Origin of the sequence: Pantoea agglomerans (assembly GCF_021397715.1) — a bacterium.
GTDB lineage: Bacteria > Pseudomonadota > Gammaproteobacteria > Enterobacterales > Enterobacteriaceae > Pantoea > Pantoea astica.
Map to the genome: position 1 here is coordinate 2103019 of NZ_CP090207.1, position 24226 is coordinate 2127244.

Annotated in this window: 19 protein-coding genes; 8 read left to right on the top strand and 11 right to left on the bottom strand. The window is 56.0% G+C overall.

Features of this window, described 5'->3' with window-relative positions:
• The first annotated feature begins 2 nt into the window (after positions 1 to 2).
• Positions 3 to 329 carry a YdbL family protein gene (locus LZU96_RS10015; protein WP_233984213.1) on the top strand — a complete coding sequence of 109 codons (327 nt, stop codon included), beginning with the start codon at positions 3 to 5 and terminating at the stop codon, positions 327 to 329.
• A 53-nt stretch (positions 330 to 382) separates the two neighbouring features.
• Here LZU96_RS10015 and azoR read toward each other — a convergent pair whose 3' ends face one another.
• The gene (gene azoR, locus LZU96_RS10020) at positions 383 to 982 is read right to left on the bottom strand and encodes an FMN-dependent NADH-azoreductase (protein ID WP_233984214.1); all 600 of its coding nucleotides are present in this window, start codon (positions 980 to 982) and stop codon (positions 383 to 385) included.
• Positions 983 to 1237: 255 nt separating this feature from the next.
• Here azoR and hrpA point away from each other — a divergent pair, with 255 nt between their 5' ends.
• Positions 1238 to 5140 carry an ATP-dependent RNA helicase HrpA gene (hrpA, locus tag LZU96_RS10025; RefSeq protein WP_233984215.1) on the top strand — a complete coding sequence of 1301 codons (3903 nt, stop codon included), beginning with the start codon at positions 1238 to 1240 and terminating at the stop codon, positions 5138 to 5140.
• Positions 5141 to 5202: 62 nt separating this feature from the next.
• Here the strand turns inward: hrpA and LZU96_RS10030 are convergent, their stop codons facing one another.
• From LZU96_RS10030 to rstA, 5 genes are all read right to left on the bottom strand, one after another.
• Positions 5203 to 6012, bottom strand: coding sequence for a trypsin-like serine peptidase (locus LZU96_RS10030; RefSeq protein WP_233984216.1), 810 nt, complete (start codon positions 6010 to 6012; stop codon positions 5203 to 5205).
• A gap of 278 nt (positions 6013 to 6290) precedes the next feature.
• Positions 6291 to 6767 carry an acid resistance repetitive basic protein Asr gene (gene asr, locus LZU96_RS10035; protein WP_233984217.1) on the bottom strand — a complete coding sequence of 159 codons (477 nt, stop codon included), beginning with the start codon at positions 6765 to 6767 and terminating at the stop codon, positions 6291 to 6293.
• Between the two features lie 157 nt (positions 6768 to 6924).
• Positions 6925 to 8412 carry a carboxypeptidase M32 gene (locus LZU96_RS10040; protein WP_233984218.1) on the bottom strand — a complete coding sequence of 496 codons (1488 nt, stop codon included), beginning with the start codon at positions 8410 to 8412 and terminating at the stop codon, positions 6925 to 6927.
• Positions 8413 to 8432: 20 nt separating this feature from the next.
• Positions 8433 to 9734, bottom strand: coding sequence for a two-component system sensor histidine kinase RstB (gene rstB, locus LZU96_RS10045; protein ID WP_233984219.1), 1302 nt, complete (start codon positions 9732 to 9734; stop codon positions 8433 to 8435).
• Entirely contained in the window at positions 9731 to 10456 is a 726-nt protein-coding gene (rstA, locus tag LZU96_RS10050; RefSeq protein ID WP_233984220.1) for a two-component system response regulator RstA, read from the bottom strand. The genes rstB and rstA overlap by 4 nt, the downstream gene beginning before the upstream one ends.
• A gap of 177 nt (positions 10457 to 10633) precedes the next feature.
• Between rstA and LZU96_RS10055 the strand changes: the two genes are divergently transcribed.
• A complete protein-coding gene (locus LZU96_RS10055; RefSeq protein ID WP_233984221.1) occupies positions 10634 to 11047 on the top strand; it encodes a hypothetical protein in 414 nt (137 codons plus the stop codon).
• On the opposite strand, the gene LZU96_RS10060 is transcribed toward LZU96_RS10055, so the two are convergent.
• Together LZU96_RS10060 and ydgH are read right to left on the bottom strand one after the other, a co-directional pair.
• Positions 11044 to 12435, bottom strand: a complete 1392-nt coding sequence (locus tag LZU96_RS10060; RefSeq protein ID WP_233984222.1) for a basic amino acid/polyamine antiporter — start codon at positions 12433 to 12435, stop codon at positions 11044 to 11046. The two genes, LZU96_RS10055 and LZU96_RS10060, sit on opposite strands and share 4 nt — an antisense overlap.
• 205 nt (positions 12436 to 12640) lie before the next feature.
• Positions 12641 to 13594 (bottom strand): DUF1471 family protein YdgH, encoded by a 954-nt coding sequence (gene ydgH / locus LZU96_RS10065; RefSeq protein WP_233984223.1) that lies wholly within the window; start codon positions 13592 to 13594, stop codon positions 12641 to 12643.
• A gap of 542 nt (positions 13595 to 14136) precedes the next feature.
• Here ydgH and pntA point away from each other — a divergent pair.
• Positions 14137 to 15669 carry a Re/Si-specific NAD(P)(+) transhydrogenase subunit alpha gene (pntA, locus tag LZU96_RS10070; RefSeq protein ID WP_233984224.1) on the top strand — a complete coding sequence of 511 codons (1533 nt, stop codon included), beginning with the start codon at positions 14137 to 14139 and terminating at the stop codon, positions 15667 to 15669.
• Positions 15670 to 15672: 3 nt separating this feature from the next.
• Positions 15673 to 17061, top strand: coding sequence for a Re/Si-specific NAD(P)(+) transhydrogenase subunit beta (gene pntB, locus LZU96_RS10075; RefSeq protein WP_233984225.1), 1389 nt, complete (start codon positions 15673 to 15675; stop codon positions 17059 to 17061).
• A gap of 46 nt (positions 17062 to 17107) precedes the next feature.
• Here pntB and uspE read toward each other — a convergent pair whose 3' ends face one another.
• Complete coding sequence (uspE, locus tag LZU96_RS10080; RefSeq protein ID WP_159859383.1) at positions 17108 to 18064, bottom strand: universal stress protein UspE; 957 nt, start codon at positions 18062 to 18064, stop codon at positions 17108 to 17110.
• Between the two features lie 117 nt (positions 18065 to 18181).
• Complete coding sequence (locus LZU96_RS10085) at positions 18182 to 18934, bottom strand: FNR family transcription factor (protein WP_094119513.1); 753 nt, start codon at positions 18932 to 18934, stop codon at positions 18182 to 18184.
• 315 nt (positions 18935 to 19249) lie between these two features.
• Here LZU96_RS10085 and smrA point away from each other — a divergent pair, with 315 nt between their 5' ends.
• The gene (gene smrA, locus LZU96_RS10090) at positions 19250 to 19816 is read left to right on the top strand and encodes a DNA endonuclease SmrA (RefSeq protein ID WP_233984226.1); all 567 of its coding nucleotides are present in this window, start codon (positions 19250 to 19252) and stop codon (positions 19814 to 19816) included.
• Here the strand turns inward: smrA and LZU96_RS10095 are convergent.
• Positions 19813 to 20733, bottom strand: coding sequence for a LysR substrate-binding domain-containing protein (locus LZU96_RS10095; RefSeq protein ID WP_233984227.1), 921 nt, complete (start codon positions 20731 to 20733; stop codon positions 19813 to 19815). The genes smrA and LZU96_RS10095 overlap by 4 nt on opposite strands.
• Before the next feature lie 322 nt (positions 20734 to 21055).
• Here LZU96_RS10095 and LZU96_RS10100 point away from each other — a divergent pair, with 322 nt between their 5' ends.
• Both LZU96_RS10100 and LZU96_RS10105 read left to right on the top strand, forming a co-directional pair.
• A complete protein-coding gene (locus tag LZU96_RS10100) occupies positions 21056 to 22390 on the top strand; it encodes an MFS transporter (protein ID WP_233984228.1) in 1335 nt (444 codons plus the stop codon).
• Between the two features lie 67 nt (positions 22391 to 22457).
• The gene (locus LZU96_RS10105) at positions 22458 to 23798 is read left to right on the top strand and encodes a VOC family protein (protein ID WP_233984229.1); all 1341 of its coding nucleotides are present in this window, start codon (positions 22458 to 22460) and stop codon (positions 23796 to 23798) included.
• Positions 23799 to 24226: the final 428 nt, after the last annotated feature.

Below are 24226 nucleotides of genomic sequence, written 5' to 3' on the forward strand. Positions count from 1 at the left end.
GTATGAAACGCATCAGCGTAGCCCTGTTACTTGCCCTGATGATCGCCCAGCCTGCCTGGGCGCTGACGCTGGATGAGGCGCGTCAGTCGGGACGGGTCGGCGAAACCCTTTCCGGCTATCTGGCCGCGCGTGCGCAGGACAGCGAAACCCTGGCGCTGACGGAGAAAATCAATGCGGGGCGACAGCAGCAGTATCAGCGGGTAGCAGAGCAGAACCATTTAACCACCGCCGAGGTGGCCGCGATTGCCGGTCAGAAGCTGGTGAGCCGGGCCGCCGCAGGAGAATATGTGCGCGGCATTAATGGTCAGTGGCTGAAAAAAGAGCAATAGCAGGCATAAAAAAGCCGGGCACAGGGCCCGGCAAGTACAACGGCATCAAATGATTAGGCAGTAACGATCTGCTGGATGGCGTCTTTAGCTTCTGCGGTGGCTTTGTTGGCCACTTCCGGACCGTAAGCGATACCTTCAGCGAACACGAACTCAACGTCGGTGATGCCGATGAAGCCCAGGAACAGTTTCACGTAGGGGGTCAGCAGATCGGACGCGGTATCTTTGTGAATGCCGCCGCGGCTGGAGATCACCACCGCACGCTTGCCTTTCACCAGACCTTCCGGGCCTGCTTCGGTGTAGCGGAAGGTCACGCCAGCACGGGCAATCAGGTCGAAATAGTTCTTCAGCTGAGTCGGAATGTTGAAGTTGTACATAGGTGCCGCAATTACGATTTCATCATGGGCCTGCAGTTCTGCAATCAGCTCATCAGACAGCGCCAGCGCCTCCTGCTGACGTGGCGACAGGGGAGCGTCAGACGGACGCAGCGCGCCGACCAGCTCACCATCCAGTACCGGAATCGGGTTAGCCGCCAGATCGCGGACGGTCACTTCTTTGCCCTGAGATTGTGCCTGTTCGACATAGAAGTCAGCCAGTTGGCTGGATTGTGAGTAGCCTGCGAGGATGCTTGATTTCAGAACTAAAACTTTGCTCATGGTGATTTCCTGTCTGTAACGCGGAAGGCTTTCCGCTCAATGGTTTACACTCTACGGTTATCAATGGCGCGGTGAAAGCGCAATATTTCGAGGTCAATGTTCGAATTTATTGAATAAGCGTAACGTGCGCCGCGCGCCGGCGCAGGTCGAAATGTGCTATGATGCGCCTAATTATTTTATTGAATCAGCCGGTTATCCCGGCTTGCAGCGCGCTGCGACAGCAGCGACAGCGTCTGAGTAAGGTACGTCATTATTATGTCATCTCCCGATACCTCCCCACTGGCTTCACTCTGGTCACGGCTTGACGGGTTAATGCTGCGCGATCGCCAGCGCCTGCAGCGCCGCTTACAGGGCGCCAGGAAAGTGAAAAATCCCGCCGCTCAGCAGGGCATCGCCAGCGAGCTGGAACAGGATTTTGCCGCTGCCGAACAGCGGGTGGCCCAGCGCCGCGCGGCTACGCCGGCCATCACCTTCCCGGAAAATCTGCCGGTCAGCCAGAAGCAGCAGGATATTGCTGAAGCGATACGCGATCATCAGGTGGTGATTGTGGCGGGCGAAACCGGCTCCGGTAAAACCACCCAGTTACCAAAAATCTGTCTGGCGCTGGGACGCGGCGTGACCGGGCTGATTGGACATACTCAGCCACGCCGCCTGGCGGCCCGTACCGTGGCCAACCGTATCGCCGACGAACTGGATACCTCGCCTGGCGGCTGCGTCGGCTATAAAGTGCGTTTTAACGATCAGGTCAGCGATCTGACCCAGATTAAATTAATGACCGACGGGATTTTGCTGGCGGAAATACAGCAGGACCGTCTGCTAATGCAGTACGACACCATCATTATTGATGAAGCGCATGAGCGCAGCCTGAATATCGACTTCCTGCTGGGTTACCTGCGCGAACTGCTGCCGCGCCGGCCCGATCTCAAGGTGATCATTACCTCGGCCACCATCGATCCGCAGCGCTTTTCACGGCATTTCAATAATGCGCCGGTGATTGAAGTTTCCGGCCGTACCTATCCGGTGGAAGTGCGCTACCGGCCGGTGGTGGAAGAGGCGGATGATGGCGATCGCGATCAGCTGCAGGCGATCTTTGATGCAGTGGATGAACTGGACCATGAGAGTCGCGGCGATATCCTGATTTTCATGAGCGGTGAGCGCGAGATCCGTGATACCGCCGACGCACTGATTAAACGCGATCTGCCGCATACCGAGATTCTGCCGCTCTACGCCCGCCTGTCGAATGCCGAGCAAAACCGGGTATTTCAGTCGCACAGCGGCCGGCGAATCGTACTGGCTACCAACGTGGCGGAAACCTCGCTGACGGTGCCGGGCATCAAATATGTTATCGATCCGGGAACGGCGCGCATCAGCCGCTACAGCTTCCGCACCAAAGTGCAGCGGCTGCCGATTGAGCCGATTTCACAGGCGTCGGCCAATCAGCGTAAAGGACGCTGTGGACGCGTATCAGAGGGGATCTGTATCCGCCTCTACTCTGAGGATGATTTTCTCAGTCGCCCGGCGTTTACCGATCCGGAAATTCTGCGCACTAACCTGGCATCGGTGATTCTGCAGATGACCGCGCTGGGGCTGGGTGATATCGCCGCGTTCCCATTTGTGGAAGCGCCCGATAAGCGCAACATTCAGGATGGCGTACGCCTGCTGGAAGAGCTGGGCGCACTGACCCTGAATGAAGACGATGGCCATTACCGGCTGACCGGTTCAGGCCGCCAGCTGGCGCAGTTGCCGGTCGATCCTCGTCTGGCGCGGATGGTGCTGGAAGCACAGAAATTTGGCTGCGTCCGCGAAGTGATGATCATTACTGCGGGCTTATCGATTCAGGACCCGCGTGAGCGGCCCGCCGAGAAAAAGCAGGCGTCAGATGAAAAACACCGTCGATTCGCCGATAAAGATTCCGACTTCCTGGCCTTCGTCAATTTATGGAATTACCTGGCGGAGCAGCAGAAAGCGCTGTCGGGTAACCTGTTCCGCCGCCAGTGCAAAAGTGACTTCCTTAACTATTTGCGGGTGCGCGAATGGCAGGATATCTACACCCAACTGCGGCAGGTGGTGCGCGAACTGGGCATACCGGTCAACAGCGAGCCGGCAGGCATGCGCGAGATCCACTGCGCGCTGTTAAGCGGGCTACTGTCGCATATCGGCCAGAAGGATGCGGATAAGCAGGAGTTCACCGGCGCGCGCAATACCCGCTTCGCCATTTTCCCCGGCTCCGGGCTGTTTAAGAAGCCGCCAAAATGGACCATGGTGGCGGAACTGGTCGAGACCAGCCGGCTGTGGGGCCGGACCGCCGGCCGCATCGAGCCGGAATGGATTGAGCCGCTGGCGCAGCATCTGATCAAGCGCAGCTACAGCGAACCGCACTGGGAGAAATCACAGGGCGCGGTGATGGCAACCGAAAAAGTGACGCTGTATGGCCTGCCGATTGTGGCGGCGCGCAAGGTTAACTATGGCGCTATCGATCCGACTCTGAGCCGCGAGCTGTTTATTCGCCATGCGCTGGTGGAAGGTGACTGGCAGACGCGTCACGCCTTCTTCCGCACCAACCAGAAGTTGCGCAGCGAAGTTGAAGATCTGGAGCATAAATCGCGCCGTCGCGACATTCTGGTCGATGACGAAACCCTGTTTGCCTTTTACGATCAGCGTATCGGTAAAGAGGTGGTCTCAGCGAAGCACTTTGATAGCTGGTGGAAGCAGGCCAGCCGTGACAATGCGGACTTGCTGAACTTTGATAAGCAGATGCTGATTAAAGAGGGCGCGGACAAGGTCAGCCAGCTCGACTATCCCAACTTCTGGCATCAGGGCAATCTCAGGCTGAAGCTGAGCTATCAGTTTGAACCGGGTGCCGATGCCGATGGCGTGACGGTGCATATTCCGCTGCCGCTGCTTAATCAGGTGGATGACAGCGGCTTTGAGTGGCAGATCCCGGGCGTGCGACGTGAACTGATTATCGCGCTGATTAAGTCGCTGCCTAAACCACTGCGTCGCAATCTGGTGCCGGCGCCTAACTATGCCGAAGCGTTTCTCGGCCGGGTTACCGCAATGGAGATGCCGCTGCTGGATGCGCTGTCGCGTGAGTTTCGCCGCATGACCGGCGTCACGCTGGAGCGGGACAACTGGCAGTGGGAACAGGTGCCCGATCATCTGAAAATGACCTTCCGGGTGGTAGATGAACACAACCGCAAACTGCTGGAAGGCAAAGATCTGACCGCCCTCAAGGCGCAGCTGAAAGGCAAAGTGCAGGAAACGTTGTCGAAAGTGGCGGATGACGGGCTGGAACAGAGCGGGCTGCATATCTGGAGCTTCGGTGATTTGCCGCGCAGCTATGAGCAGAAGCGCGGCAGTTATCAGGTGAAAGCCTGGCCGGCGCTGGTCGATGAGAAAGAGAGCGTTGCCATTCGGCTGTTCGACAGCGAACAGGAGCAGCAAAAAATGATGTGGCGCGGTCAGCGCCGTCTGTTGCTGCTGAACGTGCCGTCGCCGGTGAAATACCTGCACGAAAAGCTGCCGAACAAGGCCAAACTCGGTCTCTACTTTAATCCGTATGGCAAAGTGATGGAGCTGATCGACGACTGTATCGCCTGTGGCATCGATAAGCTGATCGCCGACGCGGGCGGGCCTGCCTGGGATCAGGCCGGCTTTGAGGCGTTGCGGGATAAAGTGCGCGGTGAACTGAATGAAACCGTGGTGACCATAGCTAAGCAGGTCGAGCAGATCCTGACGGCGGTATTCAACATCAATAAGCGGCTGAAAGGGCGGGTCGACATGACGATAGCGCTGGCGCTATCCGACATCAAGGCGCAGCTCAGTGGTCTGGTCTATCGCGGTTTTGTCACCGGCAATGGCTGGCAGCGCCTCGGCGACAGCCTGCGCTACCTGCACGGCATCGAACGGCGTCTGGAAAAATTGCCCGCCGATCCGCACAGCGATCGGGCGCGGATGTTGAAAGTGCAGGCGGTGGAGCAGGCATACCAGGCGTGGCGCAATAAATTGCCACCGCAGCGCCAGGATGATGAAGAGGTGAAGGCGATCCGCTGGATGATTGAAGAGTTGCGGATCAGCTATTTTGCCCAGCAGCTCGGCACGCCTTATCCGATCTCTGACAAGCGCATTCTGCAGACCATGGAGCAGATTGCGGGCTGATAAAAAACGGGGGCGCGTCAGTGATGACGCGCCCCCGGCTTCTGTTGCCCGTGAAGAGACTGTTACTGCGCTAAGGCTTCCAGTTCATCTCGGAATGAGGTGACGGCAATCGCCCGGTTGTCGGCCAGATAGCGATCTTTGGCGGCCGGTGCCGAGCTCTGTACCGCAATTAACTGCCAGCCATTATCTCCTTTCAGCAGCAGCGGCGAGCCACTGTCGCCGGGCAGCGTATCACACTGATGCGACAGCACGGCGCGCTGCGCCCAGCCGGTAATCAGGCAGTCACTGTGCGAATAGAGCGTATCGAGATGATCGGCCGGATAACCCGCCTGAGTCACTTTGCGGCCGGTCTGCTTCAGCGCCGCGGTTAAATCACTGCGTGAGCCGTCAAACAGCGGAATCGGCGTAATAGCGGAGGGCGGATTACGCAAAATCACGATGCCATAATCAAAGGGGGCAGCATTACTCGGCACGATCCAGCCTTCACCATCCGCTTTGAGCTTCGAAGCCAGCGACGGTTCGACGCGGGCATCGATATCGTGAATTTCATAACGCCAGCCTTTATCACTGGCCATAAAGCGCAACGCAACCGGCTTGTCGAAATTGCCCGGTGGCGCGAGTAAGCAGTGTCCGGCGGTCAGGGCCAGATGCGGTGAAATCAGCGTGGCGGTGCAGAGGTTACCGCTTTCGGTTTCCAGCTGACCAATGGCATCCCAGGGCGCCGCGGTAATATCGGTGATGGCTTGTCGATGATCTTTGCCGAAAAACAGCATTTTGATTTCAGCCGCGGTTGGCGTGTCGTCGTCGTCATCGGCATGAGCAAAGGAGGTAAAGCTGAAAAGTCCAACCATTAACAAGATAGCCAGGCGCATAGAACTCTCAATGGCGAGAAAAAAGTAACGTTATTGTTATCAGGCAACTGCGATAACTATAGTCGTTAGGCGCTAAAAAAGGGAGTTTTATTGGTTAATCAGTACGCTACAACCGTTAAATAAAAAAGCTCGCTGCCACAATGCCACAGAGGATCATAATCAGCAGAATAATTTCGAAGCGATAGCGACGCACCATTTCATCCACTCCAGTAAAGAAACACCCGGCATAACCGGGTGTTTTTAATCATTAACGCGTGGCCGGGCGCGCTACGGCGACCTTAGTTCTTAGCCGCTGGTTTAACGACTTTTTTGTGATGAACTTTTTTAGCTGCCTGCGCTTTCTGTGCAGGTTTTACCACTTTCTTGTGGTGCACTTTTTTAGCCGCCTGGGCTTTCTGTGCAGCAGGCTTAGTCACTTTTTTGTGGTGAACTTTCTTAGCGGCCTGCGCTTTCTGGGCAGCAGGTTTGGTGGCTTTCTTATGGTGCACTTTCTTAGCAGCCTGCGCTTTCTGCGCAGCCGGTTTTACTGCTTTTTTATGGTGAACTTTTTTAGCCGCCTGCGCTTTCTGTGCTGCGTCTTTTTTCACCGCTTTTTTGTGTTTCTTGTGTTCAGTTTTGTGTGCAGTTTTTGCTGGCGCAGCTGCGGTCGTTGTGGTCGCAGGTGCAGCGGCAGGTGCAGCCGTTGTTTCAGCAGCGAAGGCAACAGAAGACATACCCATAGCAGCGGCGACAACCAGTGCAAATAATTTTTTCATTGCAAATTCCTCGGACTTTTTTTTCATGTGTAGCCCACTGCGGGGCCGGTGAAGAGACTATAGGGAAATCGATGCAGGGTGTCCGTGGGTGTTTGGTATCGGCGTGTAACCGATTGTACAAGGCGGGAAAAGGGCGGTCAGATGACCGCCGCGAAGTTTAGTTATTCAGGTAGCGTTGTTCAAGGTGCTGACGGAAAAAGAGCGGATTGAGGGGCTCGCCGGTGGCGTTAATCAGTAACTGATCGGTTGAGAAGCGGCTGCCATGCTGCCAGATGTTCTGTTGCAGCCAGTGGAAGACCGGCTGCAGTTCGCCGTGCTGGATCAGCTCGCTGAGCTGTGGAATCGCTTTTTTGACCGCCTGGAACAGCTGGGCGGCGTACATCGCGCCCAGGGTGTAGGTCGGGAAGTAGCCGAAGGCACCGTCGGTCCAGTGAATATCCTGCATACAGCCATCACGGTAGTTGCCACGAGTATCCAGGCCCAGCGACTGCTGCATCTTCTCATCCCACAGCGCCGGAATATCTTCAACCTCAATCTCGCCTTCAATCAGCGCCTGCTCAATCTCATAACGCAGAATCACATGCGCCGGGTAGCTGAGCTCGTCGGCATCGACCCGAATCAGCCCCGGTTTCACCTGCTGCGCCAGCCGGATGAAGTTGTCCGCCTGCAGCGCGGGCTGATCGCCAAAGGTGGTGATGATTTGCGGCAGTATGCGCTGCAGAAATTCGCGGCTGCGGCCCAGCTGCATCTCCATAAACAGGCTCTGCGATTCGTGAATCGCAGTTGAACGGGCCAGCGCCACCGGCTGACCGCGCCACTGCTGCGGCAGATTTTGCTCATAGCGTGCGTGACCGGTTTCATGGATCACGCCCATCATGGCGCTGAGAAACTCCTGCTCATTGTAACGGGTGGTGATGCGAACATCTTCCGGTACGCCGCCACAGAAGGGATGTGCGCTGACATCCAGCCGCCCGTGGTTAAAGTCGAAACCCAGCGTTTCCATGATGCTCAGGCCAAGCTGGCGCTGCGCGGGCAGGTCAAACGGTCCCTGCGGCAGCGCAACGGGCTGTTGCGCCTGTTTCTCTACCACCTGCTGTAACAGCTGCGGCAGCCAGCGTTTGAGTTCGCCAAAGGTCTCATCCAGTCTGGCGCGGGTCATGCCGGGCTCATACAGATCCAGCAATGCGTCATAGCGCGAACAGCCGTTAGCTTCTGCACGCAACTGCGCTTCCTCACGGCTCAGGCGAACGACTTCTTTCAGGTTGGCAGCAAAACCCTGCCAGTCATTGGCCGGACGCTGGGTGCGCCAGGCATGTTCACAGACAGAACCAGCCAGCGACTTCGCCTCGACAAAGGCATCCGGTAACAGGCTGGCTTGCTGATAAGCGCGCTTCATTTCATTGAGGTTGGCGCGCTCCACATCATTCAGGGATTGTTGCTCTGCCTGTTGCAGCAGGTCACCGATTTGCGGGGCGGTCAGAATCTGGTGCTGCAACACGCTCATCTCAGCCAGCGCTTCACCGCGCGCCCGGCTGCCGCCCGGTGGCATGGTGGTTTGCATATCGCAGCCGGCGATGGCGGTGACGTGATTAAACCGCGACAGGCGCTGAAACTTCGCGCTAAGTTGTTGATACGCTGAGGTCATGTAAGACTCCTTGTAATAGTTTAACGCAGCGGAATTTCCCGCAAGGGTAGATCAACCGGCCAGCAAAAGCGAACGCTGGCCCCGCCGAGCGGGCTGGACTCAATCGTCACCTGGCCACTCAGCGCCTGCGCAATAGAGTGCACTATCGCCAGCCCGAGTCCGCATCCGCCGGTTGCCCGATCGCGGCTGGGGTCGAGCCGGACAAAAGGTTCGAATACCCGCTGGCGTTCTTCAGCCGGAATGCCAGGCCCATCATCTTCCACCTGCAGGCAGCCCATTGGTCCGTCAAACCACAGGCTGATTCGCAGCCGCTGACTGGCATAGCGCAGCGCGTTGTTGACCAGATTATCCAGTACCCGCTCCATCAGCCGGGTATCGGAGACGCCGGTGTTTTCCCGCTGTGGCAGATCAAGATCCATCTGAACCTGCGGATTGATGGCGCGAAAGTCATCGAGCCGCTCGCGCAGCCAGTTCGCCAGATCCAGCGAACGCAGGTTGAGGTCGACGCGAGGCCGGTCGAGCCGGGCATAGGTCAGCAGCTCTTCAATCAGGCTCTCCAGCTGGCCGATATCGCGGTTGAGCGCCACCCGCTCGCCATCCGTCAGGTTATCGCTCATCTCCAGCCGGTAGCGCAGGCGAACCAGCGGCGTTCGTAGCTCATGCGCAATGCCATCAATCAGCTGCTTCTTACTGGCAACCAGCGTATTGATGTTCTCCGCCATCTGGTTAAAGGCGATGCCAAGCCGGAACAGGCTGGAGGTGCTGTCAAAATGGGTGCGCACATCCAGTTCACCGCGGCCAAAGCGCTGAGCAGCTTTTTCCAGCCGCTGCATCTCTTTCCAGTGCGGTCGCATCCAGATAAAGACGGGCAGCGCCAGCGACATGCCGATAAACACCAGCAGCGCAATATCCAGCAGCCGCATCTGGTGCAGGTAGAACAGATAGGGGATCGGTCCGACCGACAGCACGTAGTGGCTGCGCGGAATATGCTGCAAAAAGGTGTATTGATCGTCGAGCGCGACAATTTCACCGGCGCGCAACCGACGCATATTGCCGTCATCGAGCTGATATTTGCTCATAGGCTCAATGTGCAGATCGAACGAGAGCCCGAGATCGAGACTCTTGATGGTTTTATTCCAGTCGCGCGGCGGAATCTCCCGCAGTTCACTGCGAATCAGATAGAGTGAACTGGCCATCAGGTCGTTCATCGACTGGCGGCCCGCCCGCTCTGCGGTGAATTTATAGACCAGACCGACCAGCAGCGTCATCACCAGAAAGCAGACAAACAGCAGCAGGTAGAACTGTATAAAAAGCTTTCTCATAGCACGCGAGTGTCCCAGGCCTGTGGCGCAAACAGATAGCCTTTGTTACGAATCGTTTTGATACGGAACGGCTCGGTGGCGCTGTCGTGCAGTTTTTTGCGCAGGCGCGAAATGGCAACGTCAATGCTGCGGTCAAGACCGTCATAGCTGACGCCACGCAGCGTTTTGAGCAGCGCATCGCGATTCAGGATCTGTCCGGCGTGGCTGGCGAGGACCCATAACAGGTCGAAATCTGCGGTGGAAAGGGCGATCTGCTCGTCAAACAGGGTCACCTGACGATTCAGGGCATCGATAGTCAGCGAGCCGAAACGCAGCATCCGATTGGCGGCCGGGGCAGGCGGCGTATCTTCCGGCTGTCCCTGCAGTGACTGGCGCAGATGCAGACGCAGGCGCGCCAGCAGCACTGCGGGCGGAGTGGTTTTCAGGATATAGTCCTGCGCGCCCATCTCCAGTGCCAGAATATGATTCATGTCGCTGTCGAGCGAGGTCAGCAACACAATCGGTCCCTGCCAGTTGGCTCGCAGGTCGCGGCAAATAGTCATGCCATCTTTGCCTGGCAGCATGATATCCAGCATCACCAGGTCCGGCTGTTGTTCCGCGATCACCGCTTCGGCACGATCGCCACGCGTCTCGACAATGACGTCAATATCATGACGTCCCAGGTAAGCGGCAATCAGCTCGCCCACTTCGGGTTCATCTTCTACATAAACGATTTTGTTCATAGTTCACTGCGCGGAATAAGGATGAACGAAAGCATATCTTTTCCTGGTCCTGAGCTCTACGCTATCGCACGAAATATCCTTATCTCACTGGTATATAACCGGCAAAATGTGCCATCATAACCGCGGCCTTTCTGCGCCAGGTTCGGAACCGTAATGATTAATATGAGGAGCGTGAGTGTGTCTGATAAAGAGCTGGCATCAGCCATATACAGTGACCGCATCTGCTTCAATTACAGTGATTTTCTTTCCGCTTCCTGCAAAAAACGCTGGAGCTTCGTCGATGCGATCTATGGTGTGATGCCGATTTTCGGCATGGTAACCCGTAAATCTGCGCACAGCTTACAGGCGAGTGATGACCAGCTTAAAGAATTAGCATTACAAATCATTTCCACTCAGGTCAGCGACGAAATTAACATTGCCCGTTTAATTACGCTGGCTGAACAGCAACAGATTAGCCGCTTTGATATTCAGCTGCCTTATCCGCTTTCTGCAGAGCAGCTGGATGCCATTCATCAGGAATACCGCAAGCCGCTGAATCTGACACAGCAGGATGACCTGCTGTGCGTCGCCATTCCGTTACAGTCACATTAAGTCGTCAGCTGCCACACCGCAGGCAGCGTTGCCGCCATCAACAGCCCCATCGCAATCCGTTCCAGTGAGGTCAGCGCAATATCCGCGCGGCCGCCGCGTCGTGCAAACAGAAACAGCAATAAGCCTGGCGCATAGAGAATGACTGAGGCCATCAGATGAAGCGGGCCGGATGCGTAAAGCAGCCAGATGCCGTAGAGGCTGGCACCAATGCCCACCGCCATTGCCAGCGGCTTATGCTGGCCACGAACCACTTTGATCAGGTAGAGACCCACCAGCAGATAGGGCACCAGGATCATCTCTGAGGCGATGGTCAGCAGGTTGTTGTAATTGGCACCGGTCACCGCGATCAGGATCAGACAGAGCTGAATGCTGCCGTTGGTCAGCCAGAGTGAGGCGGCTGGCGCATTGTGTCTGTTCTGCCGGGCAATGCTGCGCGGGAAAGCACCTTGCTGCGCAGCAATTAACGGCACTTCGGCCGCCATAATGGTCCAGCTCAGATAAGCGCCACAGACCGAAATGATCAAACCGATGGCAATCACCGCATCGCCCCAGTTCCCCATCAGGCGGGTCATTAATCCGGCCATCGACGGATTGCGCATCTCCGCCAGCTCAGCACGCGGCACCACGCCCAGTGACAATAACGTCACCAGCAGGTAGACCAGCAGCGCTGCCAGTACCGCCAGCAGCGTTGCCCGACCAACATCCTTTTTCTGCCGGGCTCGCGCTGACACCACCACCGCACCTTCGACCCCGATAAACACCCACAGGGTGATCAGCATAGTCTGCTTAATCTGCTCCCACAGCGGCTGTCCCAGCGTGACGCCGGAGAAATCGAAGCGGAACCGATCGTAGTTAAACGCCAGCACCGCCAGCACAATAAACAGCAGCAGCGGCACCAGTTTGCCCAGCGTCGCCATCAGGTTAATGCTGGCGGCTGTTTGCACGCCGCGCAGCACCAGCCAGTGCACCAGCCACAGCAGGACGGATGCGCCGAGCATCGCCTGCCAGGTATTGCCGTCACCAAAAACGACATGGCCTGGGCTGTCCGTGAAGAAGCTGAGCGCGGAAAAGACGATCACCAGATAGGATACGTTAGCGATGACCGCGCACAGCCAGTAACCCCAGGCGGAACAGAAGCCCATCAGCTCGCCAAAGCCGGCGCGCGCGTAGGTAAAGATGCCACCATCCAGATCGGGTTTGAGACGGGTCAGCAGCAGCATCGCCAGCGACAGAAAAATAATGCCGACGCCGGTAATCAGCCAGCCAATCAGCAGTGCGGCCGGGCCAGCCACCGCGGCCATATTTTGCGGCAGACTGAACACGCCTGCGCCGAGCATTGAACTCAGCACCAGCGCAGTCAGGGCACCGAGACCTAATTTTTTCTCCAAAACAACCTTCCCGCTAGCATATATGGCTGGGTAAACCAGTATTCATCTCAGGTATATCGTCGCCGTCAGGCAAATAACAATGAGAATATCCGGTCAAACAGGCGGCAGATTTTACGGAGTGCGGCAGGGGATGGCAATGCGTGAATATGCAAAACAGCACAGGAATTATGCAAACAGCAGGGCGGCGGGCGCCGCCCTGGCAGGATTACTTAAAGATGTCCGCGGTCACGGTCAGGTTACCACCACTCTGGTTCTGCCACTGACGGGTGACGTGGTAGTACTTGGCGCCTTTATCCGCGGCGCGCTTCGCCACTTCTTCCGAGATCTCGGTTGGTGTGCCAAAGTGTCCGGTAAAGGTAACGGTGTCAAACGGCTGCATCTGGGCGGCAGTGATGGCGTTAACTTCCTGCACTGATTTGCCGTTTGGCAGATTGACGGTATAGCGTTTGCCGGTTGAGGATTGAGTCTCAAAGAAACGACCCACGCCTTTGCTTGGGGTTTCTGACGAGGCAACGCCCGGAATTTCAACGTTAGCTGCCGCGGCACCGCCGGCGGCCAGCGCGGCTTTACCCGCTTCTGAATCGGCCGGAATGGCGTTTGGCGTCTGCACCTTACGCTCTTTGGCATCGGCCTTGTAGACGTAGGCGGTGACGTACTGGTTGCCGCCGTTGTTGGCGTCAATCTGGCGGACAATAAAGAAGGAGGCCGCGCCTTTCTCTTTGGCGGCTTTGGAGACCGCATCATTGACGTCAGGCTGGCTGGCGAAGAAACCGCTCACCGATACCGTATCAAAAGGTTCGAGTTTGTAGGCTTCGGCTTTCGGCAACTCGTTGATGCCGTTGAAACGACGGTAGCTGGTTGACACCGTCGCGTCAGGTGCATCGGCTTTATACAGGTCGGCGGTGACGCGCCAGTTGCCGCTGTTGCCGTTTGTGTCGTTAATGCCCTGAATATAGTAAGAGGCCGCGCCCATTTCATCAGCACGCTTAGAGACCGCATCGGCAGCATCGCCAATCGCGTTGAACCGGCCGGTGATATTAATACGTTCGAATGGCTTCAACGCGGCCGCTTTTTCTGGCGTTAACTCCTGCGCGGCAAATGCGTTAGCTGCCAGCAGCGATAACAGGGTGGACGCCAGAATAGTGTTCTTCAGCTTCATAAAAATAATCCTTCGCCTTACGCAAAAATGAGTACGAAAACGTGCTGGACTCTTGATGTATAACAGATTAGCCGCTGATTATTGCATGTTATAAACAGACTGTCGCAGCGATTTTTTGTGTCAGATCGCGTTATTCAACCGGGCTTTATTCATCTGATTGTCACGAATGACGTTTACGGCCCGATTAAGGGGCGGCTTATCGCTAAATCCGGTAAGTGATAGTGCTATAACAGTTAATGCATTGTTAAATAAAGGTTTTTATTAACCGGATCTGCGCCCTGACACGATTATGCATAGCAGATTATCTGCTGATGACGCACTTTAGTAGTGGGATAACACGGGTTTTTATCTTTAACACTGAATAATTGGGTGAATGTCTCTACTCTGCCAGGCCGAACTGGATCGGTTGTCACATTTTCAGTAGGTTATAAATACTTTGAAATAAGTGCATTTCATTCATAAGCAGCTGAAACAGCGTTTCAGTTGCGCTGATGACGTGCGGGCTTCAGGCCATCATCCTTTAACCGATGAAAGGAAACACTATGTTAATTGGAATACCCAAAGAACGATTGCTCAACGAGTCACGCGTAGCCGCTACGCCGCAGACCGTCGGGCAACTGATCAAGCTGGGTTTTAGCGTCACTGTGGAGCATGACGCTGGCCTGGGCGCCAGTTTCGATGACGACAGCTACGTCGCAGCGGGCGCAACCCTCAGCGACAGCCAGCAGGTCTGGCAGTCCGATATCGTGTTCAAAGTGAACGCGCCGGACGATGAGGAAATTGCGCTCACGCGGGAAGGCAGTACGCTGGTGAGCTTTATCTGGCCGGCACAGAATCTGGCATTGCTGGAAAAACTGGCGGCACGCCGCGTCACGGTGATGGCGATGGACTCCGTGCCACGTATCTCACGCGCGCAGTCACTGGATGCCCTGAGCTCGATGGCCAACATTGCCGGTTATCGCGCGATCGTTGAGGCGGCACACCAGTTTGGCCGCTTCTTTACCGGTCAGATCACGGCGGCAGGGAAAGTGCCACCGGCGAAAGTGATGGTGATTGGTGCGGGTGTTGCCGGCCTGGCTGCAATCGGCGCGGCGGGCAGCCTCGGCGCAATTGTCCGGGCGTTTGATACCCGACCGGAAGTTAAGGAGCAGGTGCAAAGCATGGGCGCCGAATTCCTCGAACTCGATTTCGAAGAGGAAGCAGGCAGCGGTGATGGTTACGCCAAAGTCATGTCTGAGGCGTTTATCAAGGCCGAGATGGCGCTGTTCGCCAGCCAGGCCAGAGAGGTGGACATTATCGTGACCACCGCGCTGATCCCTGGCAAACCGGCACCGAAGCTGATTACCGAAGAGATGGTGGCCAGCATGAAGCCGGGCAGCGTCATTGTCGATCTGGCGGCGCAAAACGGCGGCAACTGCGCGCTGACCGTAGCCAACCAGGTGACCGTTACCCCGAACGGCGTGAAAATTATCGGCTATACCGATCTGCCCAGCCGCTTGCCGACCCAGTCATCCCAGCTCTACGGCACCAATCTGGTGAACCTGATGAAGCTGTTGTGCAAAGAGAAAGATGGCAATATTACGGTCGACTTTGACGACGTTGTGGTGCGCGGCGTCACGGTGATCCGCGAAGGCGAAGTCACCTGGCCAGCACCGCCCATTCAGGTGTCGGCGGCACCCCAGGCGGCACCTGCTGCGGCTAAGAATGTGCAAAAAGTGGAGGCGAAACCGGTCTCACCGTGGCGGAAATATCTGCTGATTGCGCTGGCGATTGTACTGTTCGGCTGCCTCGCCAACGTCGCGCCCGCTGATTTCCTGTCGCACTTCACCGTCTTCGCGCTCTCCTGCGTGGTCGGCTACTACGTGGTCTGGAACGTCAGCCATGCGCTGCATACGCCGCTGATGTCGGTAACCAATGCCATCTCCGGCATTATCGTTATCGGTGCCGTGCTGCAGATGGGGCACGGTGGCTGGGTCACGTTCATCTCCTTTATTGCCGTGCTGATTGCCAGCATCAATATCTTTGGTGGCTTTACCGTCACCCAGCGCATGCTGAAAATGTTTCGTAAGGGGTAATTCATGTCTGGCGGATTAGTAACTGCAGCCTATATTGTCGCTGCGATTCTGTTTATTTGTAGCCTCGCCGGTCTCTCCCGACATGAGACCTCAAAGCAGGGCAATCTTTTCGGTATCAGCGGCATGGCGATTGCGCTGGTGGCGACCATTTTTGGCCCCGACAGCGGCAACGTGGTGTGGATCCTGCTGGCGATGGTGATCGGCGGCGCGATTGGTGTACGTCTGGCGAAGAAAGTCGAAATGACCGAAATGCCGGAGCTGGTGGCGATTCTGCACAGCTTTGTCGGTCTGGCGGCGGTACTGGTGGGCATCAACAGCTACATCGACCATGCTCCTGGGCTGCCAGCGGTGCTGGAAAATATCCATCTGAGCGAAGTCTTTATCGGCATCTTTATCGGTGCGGTGACCTTTACCGGCTCGCTGGTGGCGTTCGGCAAGCTGTGCGGTAAGATCTCCTCCCGGCCGCTGGCACTGCCGCATCGCCACAAGCTCAATCTGCTGGCGCTGGTGGTGTCGTTCCTGCTGCTGCTGTGGTTTGTTAACACCGAGAGTACCGTGGCACAGGTGTTCGCGCTGCTGCTGATGACGCTGATTGCGCTGGCGTTTGGCTGGCATCTGGTGGCTTCTATCGGCGGAGCGGATATGCCGGTGGTGGTGTCGATGCTCAACTCATACTCCGGCTGGGCCGCTGCCGCCGCGGGCTTTATGCTCAGCAACGATCTGCTGATCGTCACCGGTGCGCTGGTTGGCTCATCCGGTGCGATCCTCTCTTACATTATGTGTAAGGCGATGAACCGTTCCTTTATCAGCGTGATTGCCGGCGGTTTTGGCACCGAATCTGGCAGCAGCGATGAGAGCGAAGCGGCAGGTGAGCACCGTGAGATCAGTGCGGAAGAAACGGCTGAGATGCTGAAAGCCTCCTCTTCGGTGATCATCACGCCCGGCTACGGGATGGCGGTGGCGCAGGCGCAGTATCCGGTTGCCGAAATCACTGCCCGGCTGCGTGCGCTGGGGATCAAGGTCCGTTTTGGCATCCATCCGGTGGCGGGGCGTTTACCGGGACACATGAACGTGCTGCTGGCGGAAGCCAAAGTGCCCTATGACGTGGTGCTGGAGATGGATGAAATCAACGATGACTTCAGCGAAACCGATACCGTGCTGGTGATTGGCGCTAACGATACGGTGAATCCTGCCGCGCAGGACGATCCACGCAGCCCGATCGCTGGTATGCCGGTACTGGAAGTGTGGAAAGCCCACAACGTTATCGTCTTTAAACGTTCAATGAATACCGGTTATGCCGGAGTACAGAACCCGCTGTTCTTCAAAGAGAACACCCAGATGCTGTTTGGTGATGCCAAAGCCAGTGTCGAAGCGATTCTGAAAGCGCTGTAATAAAAAAGGGCGGCTGATAAGCCGCCCGATTCTTTTCTGAAGAGGGTTAATCCTCCTCATCCTCTTCATCATCCAGATCGATTGGCGATTTGAAGTCGTCAGGTTTGATCGCCAGCAGATCGCAACGCAGATGATCAATCACCTGTTCCGCCGTATTGCCGAGGAAAGCGGCAGACAGGCCGGTCCGTCCGATAGTCCCTAACACCACCACGCCCGCACCCAGATGCACGGCCAGATCGGGAATGACTTCCTCAGGTAACCCTTTAGCCACATGGGTGAACTCTTCACCAATGGAGAATTTCTGCCGAAGCGCTTTCATTGCCACCAGGTGCTGGCCGCGGATGGCGTCGTTGTAGACGCTGGGATCAAAATCGGGCAGTTCGATAGCGATATTGATGGGCGTAATGGGGTAGGCACCCACCAGATGCACTTCGGTGTGATTCACGGTTTCCGCCAGCTTGACCGTTTCACGGATCAGCTTCTGATTCAGGCCATCGTGATGGGGTTCTTCACTGGCAAGGTTGACCGCCACAATCGCTTTACCGCCTTCCGGCCACGGCTGGTCTTTTACCATCCACACCGGACACGGGCATTTCCGCAACAGGTGCCAGTCGGTCGGGGTAAAAATAACCGATTCCAGCCGGTCGTGCTGATGCGCCATTTTCAGCACTAAATCATGCTGATGGGCCAATACTTCCTGAATAATCGCTTCGTAGGGGCGGTTATGCCAGATCACTTTAATTTCAATCTCAACACCGGCATCCAGATAGGCGTGCGCCTGCTCGCGAATCCACTCGGTGCGCTGACTGATCACGCCCTGACGCATCGAGGCGCGTTCATCAGGCGAAAGCAGGGTGGTCATTTCGTAGGAGAAATCATAGATGGGCAAAAAGGCTTTGATTTTGCCGCCGATGAATTGATTCAGATAGACCGCACGCCGCAGCGCAGGCTGGTCGTCTTGCTGGGCATCGATCGCGACCAGAATATTTTGGTACTGGGACATGAGGAACTCTCCTTAAACCAGAGCGACTGGATTAAAGATAGCCTATGTTGCACAGCGGAAGAAGTGAAAAAGTTACTGCCGGATCAATAAAATAACAATTATTGATCCGGCCCGGTATCAGGCAGCCTGATGGCTCTGACCCGCTAACTCTTCCAGTAAGGCGTGGTTCTCAATGGTAATGTATTTACCCTTAACCGCCAGCATGCCTGATTTCTGGAAGCGGCCCAGCAGACGGCTGATAGTTTCTACCGTTAAGCCCAGATAGTTACCGATATCACCACGGGTCATGGTGAGACGAAATTCACGCTGGGAAAAACCACGCTGACCAAAGCGGCGTGACAGATTCCAGATAAACGCAGCCAGACGCTCTTCAGCATTTTTCTTCGACAGCAGTAAAATCATGTCCTGATCGCCTTTGATCTCACCGCTCATCAGTCGCATCATCTGCTGACGCAGGGCCGGCATTTTGCCTGACAGATCATCCAGCGTTTCAAACGGAATTTCGCACACCATCGCCGTTTCCAGTGCCTGAGCAAAGCTCGGATGGCTGGCACCCATAATGGCATCAAAGCCGACTAAATCCCCGGCCAGATGGAAACCGGTGATCTGCTCATCACCCTGTTCGGTGATGGTGTAGCTTTTAATGGTGCCGGAACGAATGGCGTAGAGCGATTTGAGATCGTCACCCGCTTTAAAAAGGGTTTGCCCTTTCTGAATCGGTTTTTTACGCTCAATGATATTGTCGAGCTGATCCAGCTCATGTTCATTTAGCGTAAAGGGGATGCAGAGCTGACTGATGCTGCAATCCTGGCAGTGAATGGCACAACCGCCCGACTGAATACGACGAATGCTGCGTTTTTCAGGGATCATAATGGTTTGCTCGACGATTATTGACTGGGGTCAATTTTAACATTTTTTGTGCTGAAGGGAACTCATCCGAGCAGTTTTAGGCTTACAAAAAGTATGGATGTGCAACAGGGCGCTAAACGCAGATGTGACGGGGCTCTCAGAATGACGCATCCTCTCACTGTCACGAAAAGTTGCCGCTTTTATGATCTGCTACCGGGATTTAATCTGCCCGGCAGCAGCGAAAAAGAGGATTAGCGCAGTGTCGTCAGCTTTTGCTACGCTTTCAGACTGAGCCTGTTTTGCCCTCCATCAATTTTAATCAGGTGTGAGAAAACCATGAACCTTGATGATAACGATCTTTTTCGAGACGCCATGGGAGATGTCACTCCGTTAAAAGACACCACCAGCACCTTGTGGCTGAAATCACCTTCCACCAAAGCGCCGCGCCATCCGCCGAGCGATCCCGAACAGGAGAATTTCCTGACCCGTGGCTATCTGGATATCGTGCCGCTGAACACGCCGCTGGAGTATAAGGCGGATGGTATCCAGCAGGGCGTGCTGGATAAACTGCGGAAAGGCGAGTATCGGCTGGATGCCAGCCTCAACCTGTTGCGTCAGCCGGTCGAAACCTGTCGTCAGGCGCTGTTTAACTTTATGGTGCAGGCGCATAAGCAGGGATTACGCAATCTGCTGATCATCCATGGCAAAGGCCGGGAGGATGAGTCGCACGCCAATATTGTGCGCAGCTATCTGGCGCGCTGGCTGACCCAGTTTGAGGATGTGCAGACTTTTTGCGTCGCCCAGGCGCAGCATGGCGGTGCCGGCGCGCTCTATGTCGGGCTGCGCAAGACCGATAAAGCGCGGCTGGATAACCGCGAGCGGCACGCCAAACGCAGCCGCTAGCTGTGGAATTTGCGCATGGTAGACATCAGCACTTCGGCGCTCAGGCTGAGCTGACTGCCGGTGCGGGTAATAATGCCGACCGGCTCGCCCGGCCCGGATGAGTTAATCGGCAGGGCGCAGACGGCGTTGTGGTTAAGATCTTCCTTAATCGCGCCGGATGGCACAAACCAGATATAGTCGTAACGCAGCGCCAGCTGGCGCGCCAGTGAGGTAGAAGAGGTCTCGATACAGTGCGGTGGCAGTGAACAGCCCTGTTCGTCCAGCATTTGCTGAGCAATACGGCGGGGCGCGGTGCCTTCGGGTGAGATCACAACCGGCCACTGCATCGCTCGTGAGAGCGTGACGTTGTCACTCAGAAGCGGGTGTTCGGGCCGCACCACCAGCTTCAGCGATTCGAGAAACAGCAGCTCATAGGTCAGTCCGGTCATCATTTCACTGTCTGCCATCCTGCCGATACCTATGTCGAACTCACCTGCCCGTAAGCCGGCTAACAGCACGTTATTATGTAAGGTTGCCACCTGAATAGTGGTGTTAGGTTGTATCTGATGAAAGCGATCGAGGATCTGCGGCAGCATCCCCATGGCGGCCGTGGTGAGCGCACCGAGCCGGATGATGGCTGGCTGGTCGGCAGGCTGCTCATTGAAACTCTGTCCGGCATGGTTGAGAGCGTCCAGTACCCGTACAGCATGAGTCAGGAACTGCTCTCCCATGGTGGTCAGCTGCGCGCCGAGTCGGCCGCGCTCAAACAGCCTCACGCCGGTCAGCTCTTCCAGCTCATTCAGGGTTTTCGACAGGGCAGGCTGGCTCAGGCTGAGCGTTTCTGCCGCCCGGCCCAGCGTGCCTTGCTGCGCGACCGCAACAAAGGTATGTAAATGGCGCAATCGAATGCGCTGATTGAAAAGGATATTTTTTTCCATCTCTCAAACTTAATGAGAATCACCGCTAACAGGCAACCTTTTAAAATGGATTTTGTTAACTTAGCTGCAAAATTATATTAACAAATAAGGCAAGGCGACAGGATTCGGGAGTAAACCGCTGAAAATAAACGTGTCATATGAGAATGCGATGAAAGCAGTCCAAATCGGGAATGTGTCAGATCAACCGCTTAGCGATATAAAGTTGAATAATTCTCAATATCATATAAAAATCTGACGTCATAACCTTAACGATCGGCTATCATTGGCGCCGTTTTTTTTACTAAAACTGATGTCACATCCCGGTGCCAGAGAGGAGTTTTCATTGTCCAGCGTAGAGGCGGTAGATGTACGCCAGCTCATTAACCAGCAGGCGCTGAGTCGCTGGCAAAAGCGGTTAATTGCGCTCTGCTTTGTTGTGGTGGCGCTCGATGGTATGGACATCGCGATTATGGGCTTTATTGCGCCTACGCTCAAAACCGCCTGGGGCGTGACTACGCATCAGCTGGGGATGGTGATCAGCGCCGCGCTGATTGGTCTCGCACTCGGGGCGATGGTCGCGGGGCCGCTGGCCGATCGCTATGGTCGCCGGATGATGATTATTCTCAGCGTCTTCTTTTTTGGTCTCTGGACGCTGGCAACGGCGCTGTCACACAATATCGAACAGATGATGCTGTTCCGCTTTCTTACCGGGCTGGGGCTGGGTGCAGCAATGCCAAACGTCGGGACGCTGGTGGCCGAGTACGCACCAGAACGACGCCGGGCATTCATCATCACCGTGGTGTTTTGCGGATTCACCTTTGGTGCCGCCAGTGGGGGATTTGCGGCCTCCTGGCTGTTGCCTCGCTACAACTGGCATTCGGTCCTGCTGCTCGGCGGGATTCTGCCGTTACTGATCCTGCCTTTTCTGATTCGGGGTCTGCCGGAATCGGTGCGTTTTCTGATCAGCCGTGGCGCGCCTGCCGCGCGCATTCACGCCATTGTTGAGCGGATGATGCCGGGCACCACCCAGCCGGACAGCGCCTTTCATGCGCCTGAAGCCAGCATCGCGGCACGGGGCGCCATCGGCACCGTCCTGTCGCGCAGCTATCTGTTTGGCAGCACCATGCTGTGGGGCGGCTATTTTATGGGGCTGTTTCTGGTCTATCTGATCGGCAGCTGGCTGCCGTCACTGATCAACACCCTGGGGATGTCCGTCACCGAAGCGGCGATTATCACCGCCATGTATCAGGCCGGCGGAACCCTGGGATCGCTGTTTGCCGGCTGGCTGATGGACCGTTTCAATGCCAACCTCGCGCTGGCCGCTATCTACTTCTGCGGCGGGCTGTTCATTGTGGCGCTGGGCTTTTCACCGGCGGAAGTGGGCATCATGAGCGGCATCGCTTTCTGTAGCGGCTTCTGCTTCAACGGGGCCAATACCGGGATGAACGCCTTATCTGCCAGTTATTATCCGACCCATGCCCGTGCTACCGGTTCCAGCTGGATGCATGGCGTCGGCCGTGTCGGTGCCATTCTCAGCGCTTTTGTCGGCGCAGAAATGCTGTCGCTCGGCTGGTCGTTTAGTTTTATCTTCCTGCTGCTGGCCATTCCCGCTGTGATCACCACCCTGATGCTGGTGCTGAAAAACCGCTACGGCTTTAAGCCGATCACAAATTCGTGATTTTTTCCGCTGGCGCCAACGCGTTGCATTACATTAGCAACAACGCTCACGGTGTCAGGTGGAACAGATGGACAACTTTCTCAGTGCGGATGCAATCCGCACCCGCTTCTCTCAGGCCATGTCCGCCATGTATCAGCAGGAGGTGCCGCAATACGGCACGCTGATGCAACTGGTAATGGCGGTTAATGACCGCACGCTGGAGTCCGATCCCGCGCTAAAAGATCGCCTGGCAGCGGCCGATGATCTGAGCCGCCTTAACATTGAGCGTCACGGCGCTATCCGCGTCGGTAGCGCCAGCGAACTTGCCACGCTGCGGCAGATATTTGCGGTGATGGGAATGGTTCCGGTCGGTTATTACGATCTCTCACAGGCGGGCGTGCCGGTGCATTCCACCGCTTTCCGGCCGGTCGATGACGCTGCGCTGCGGCGTAATCCTTTCCGTGTCTTTACCTCTCTGCTGCGGCTTGAGCTGATTGATGATGTGGCATTACGTGAAAAAGCGGCAGCGATACTGGCGGCGCGCGACATTTTCACACCGCGCTGCCGGCAACTGCTGCAACTGCATCAGCAGCAGGGCGGATTCACCGCTGAGCAGGCGGCAGAGTTTGTCAGTGAAGCGCTGGAAACCTTTCGCTGGCACGCGCACAGCAGCGTTGATAGGCAGACCTACCAGGCACTGAATCAACAACACCGGCTGATTGCTGACGTCGTCTGCTTCCCGGGCTGCCATATTAATCACCTGACGCCCCGCACGCTGGATATTGATCGGGTTCAGCAACTGATGCCATCCCGCGGAATCGAACCCAAAACCCTGATTGAGGGACCGCCGCGTCGTCAGGTACCGATTCTGTTACGTCAGACCAGCTTCAGAGCGCTGGAAGAGGCGATAATCTTTAAAGACGGTCATCAGGGCAGCCACACGGCACGCTTTGGGGAAATCGAGCAGCGCGGCGCAGCGCTGACCCCGAAGGGACGGGCGCTGTACGACCGGTTACTGCAACAGGCAGGTAGCGGCGAGGATAATCAGCAGCATCAGCAGCATCTTGCCGATGTGTTCCGAGATTTTCCCGACGATGAACAGACGCTGCGGCAGCAGGCGCTGGCGTGGTTCCACTATCGTCTGAGCGAAAAGGGCATTGCAACGCCGCCAGCTCGGGGCGAAACGCTCGACAGCCTGATCGCGCAAGGACGCATCATTGCCGAACCTATTATCTACGAAGATTTTCTGCCGGTCAGCGCAGCGGGCATTTTTCAGTCAAACCTCGGCGATCACGCGCAGGTGCGTTCAACCGGCCAGGCCAGCCGGGCGGCGTTTGAAGCAGCGCTCGGCAGTGCGGTGACAGACGAAATGACGCTTTATGCGCAACGTCAGCAACGTTCGCTGCTGCGATGTGGTGTGATGAACTGATCACGCTGAAGGGAATAAACGGGACCATCGTCGATTGTCCCGTTTAACCGCTGCGCATCGGCAATCGATCTGCACATTCGTTCTGACTCTGAATAGCGCAGTCTCAACGTTATACCCTGTTAAAAATAGCTGGATAAGCAAAGCGATAGATAAGGTTTGCTGTAGGACGGGTGTTCCCTGATGCTGGCGTAAAATAATAAATTAAATTTAACTATAAAGGCGATAAGTGGCAGCGCAACCGCCGCGCTACGCCGATATGATTTGTTGTAATTAACTGTGTGCAGGCTTTTTTTATATTGCCATCCCTGTTTTACCGCACCGTAGCAATGCCGGTACTTTCTGGAAAGCGTTAATAAATATAAACAGAAAACGGGCGAATGCCTATTCAAACCTTTTGATAATGTTGTTCAGTGCTTTGCTTCAACCTT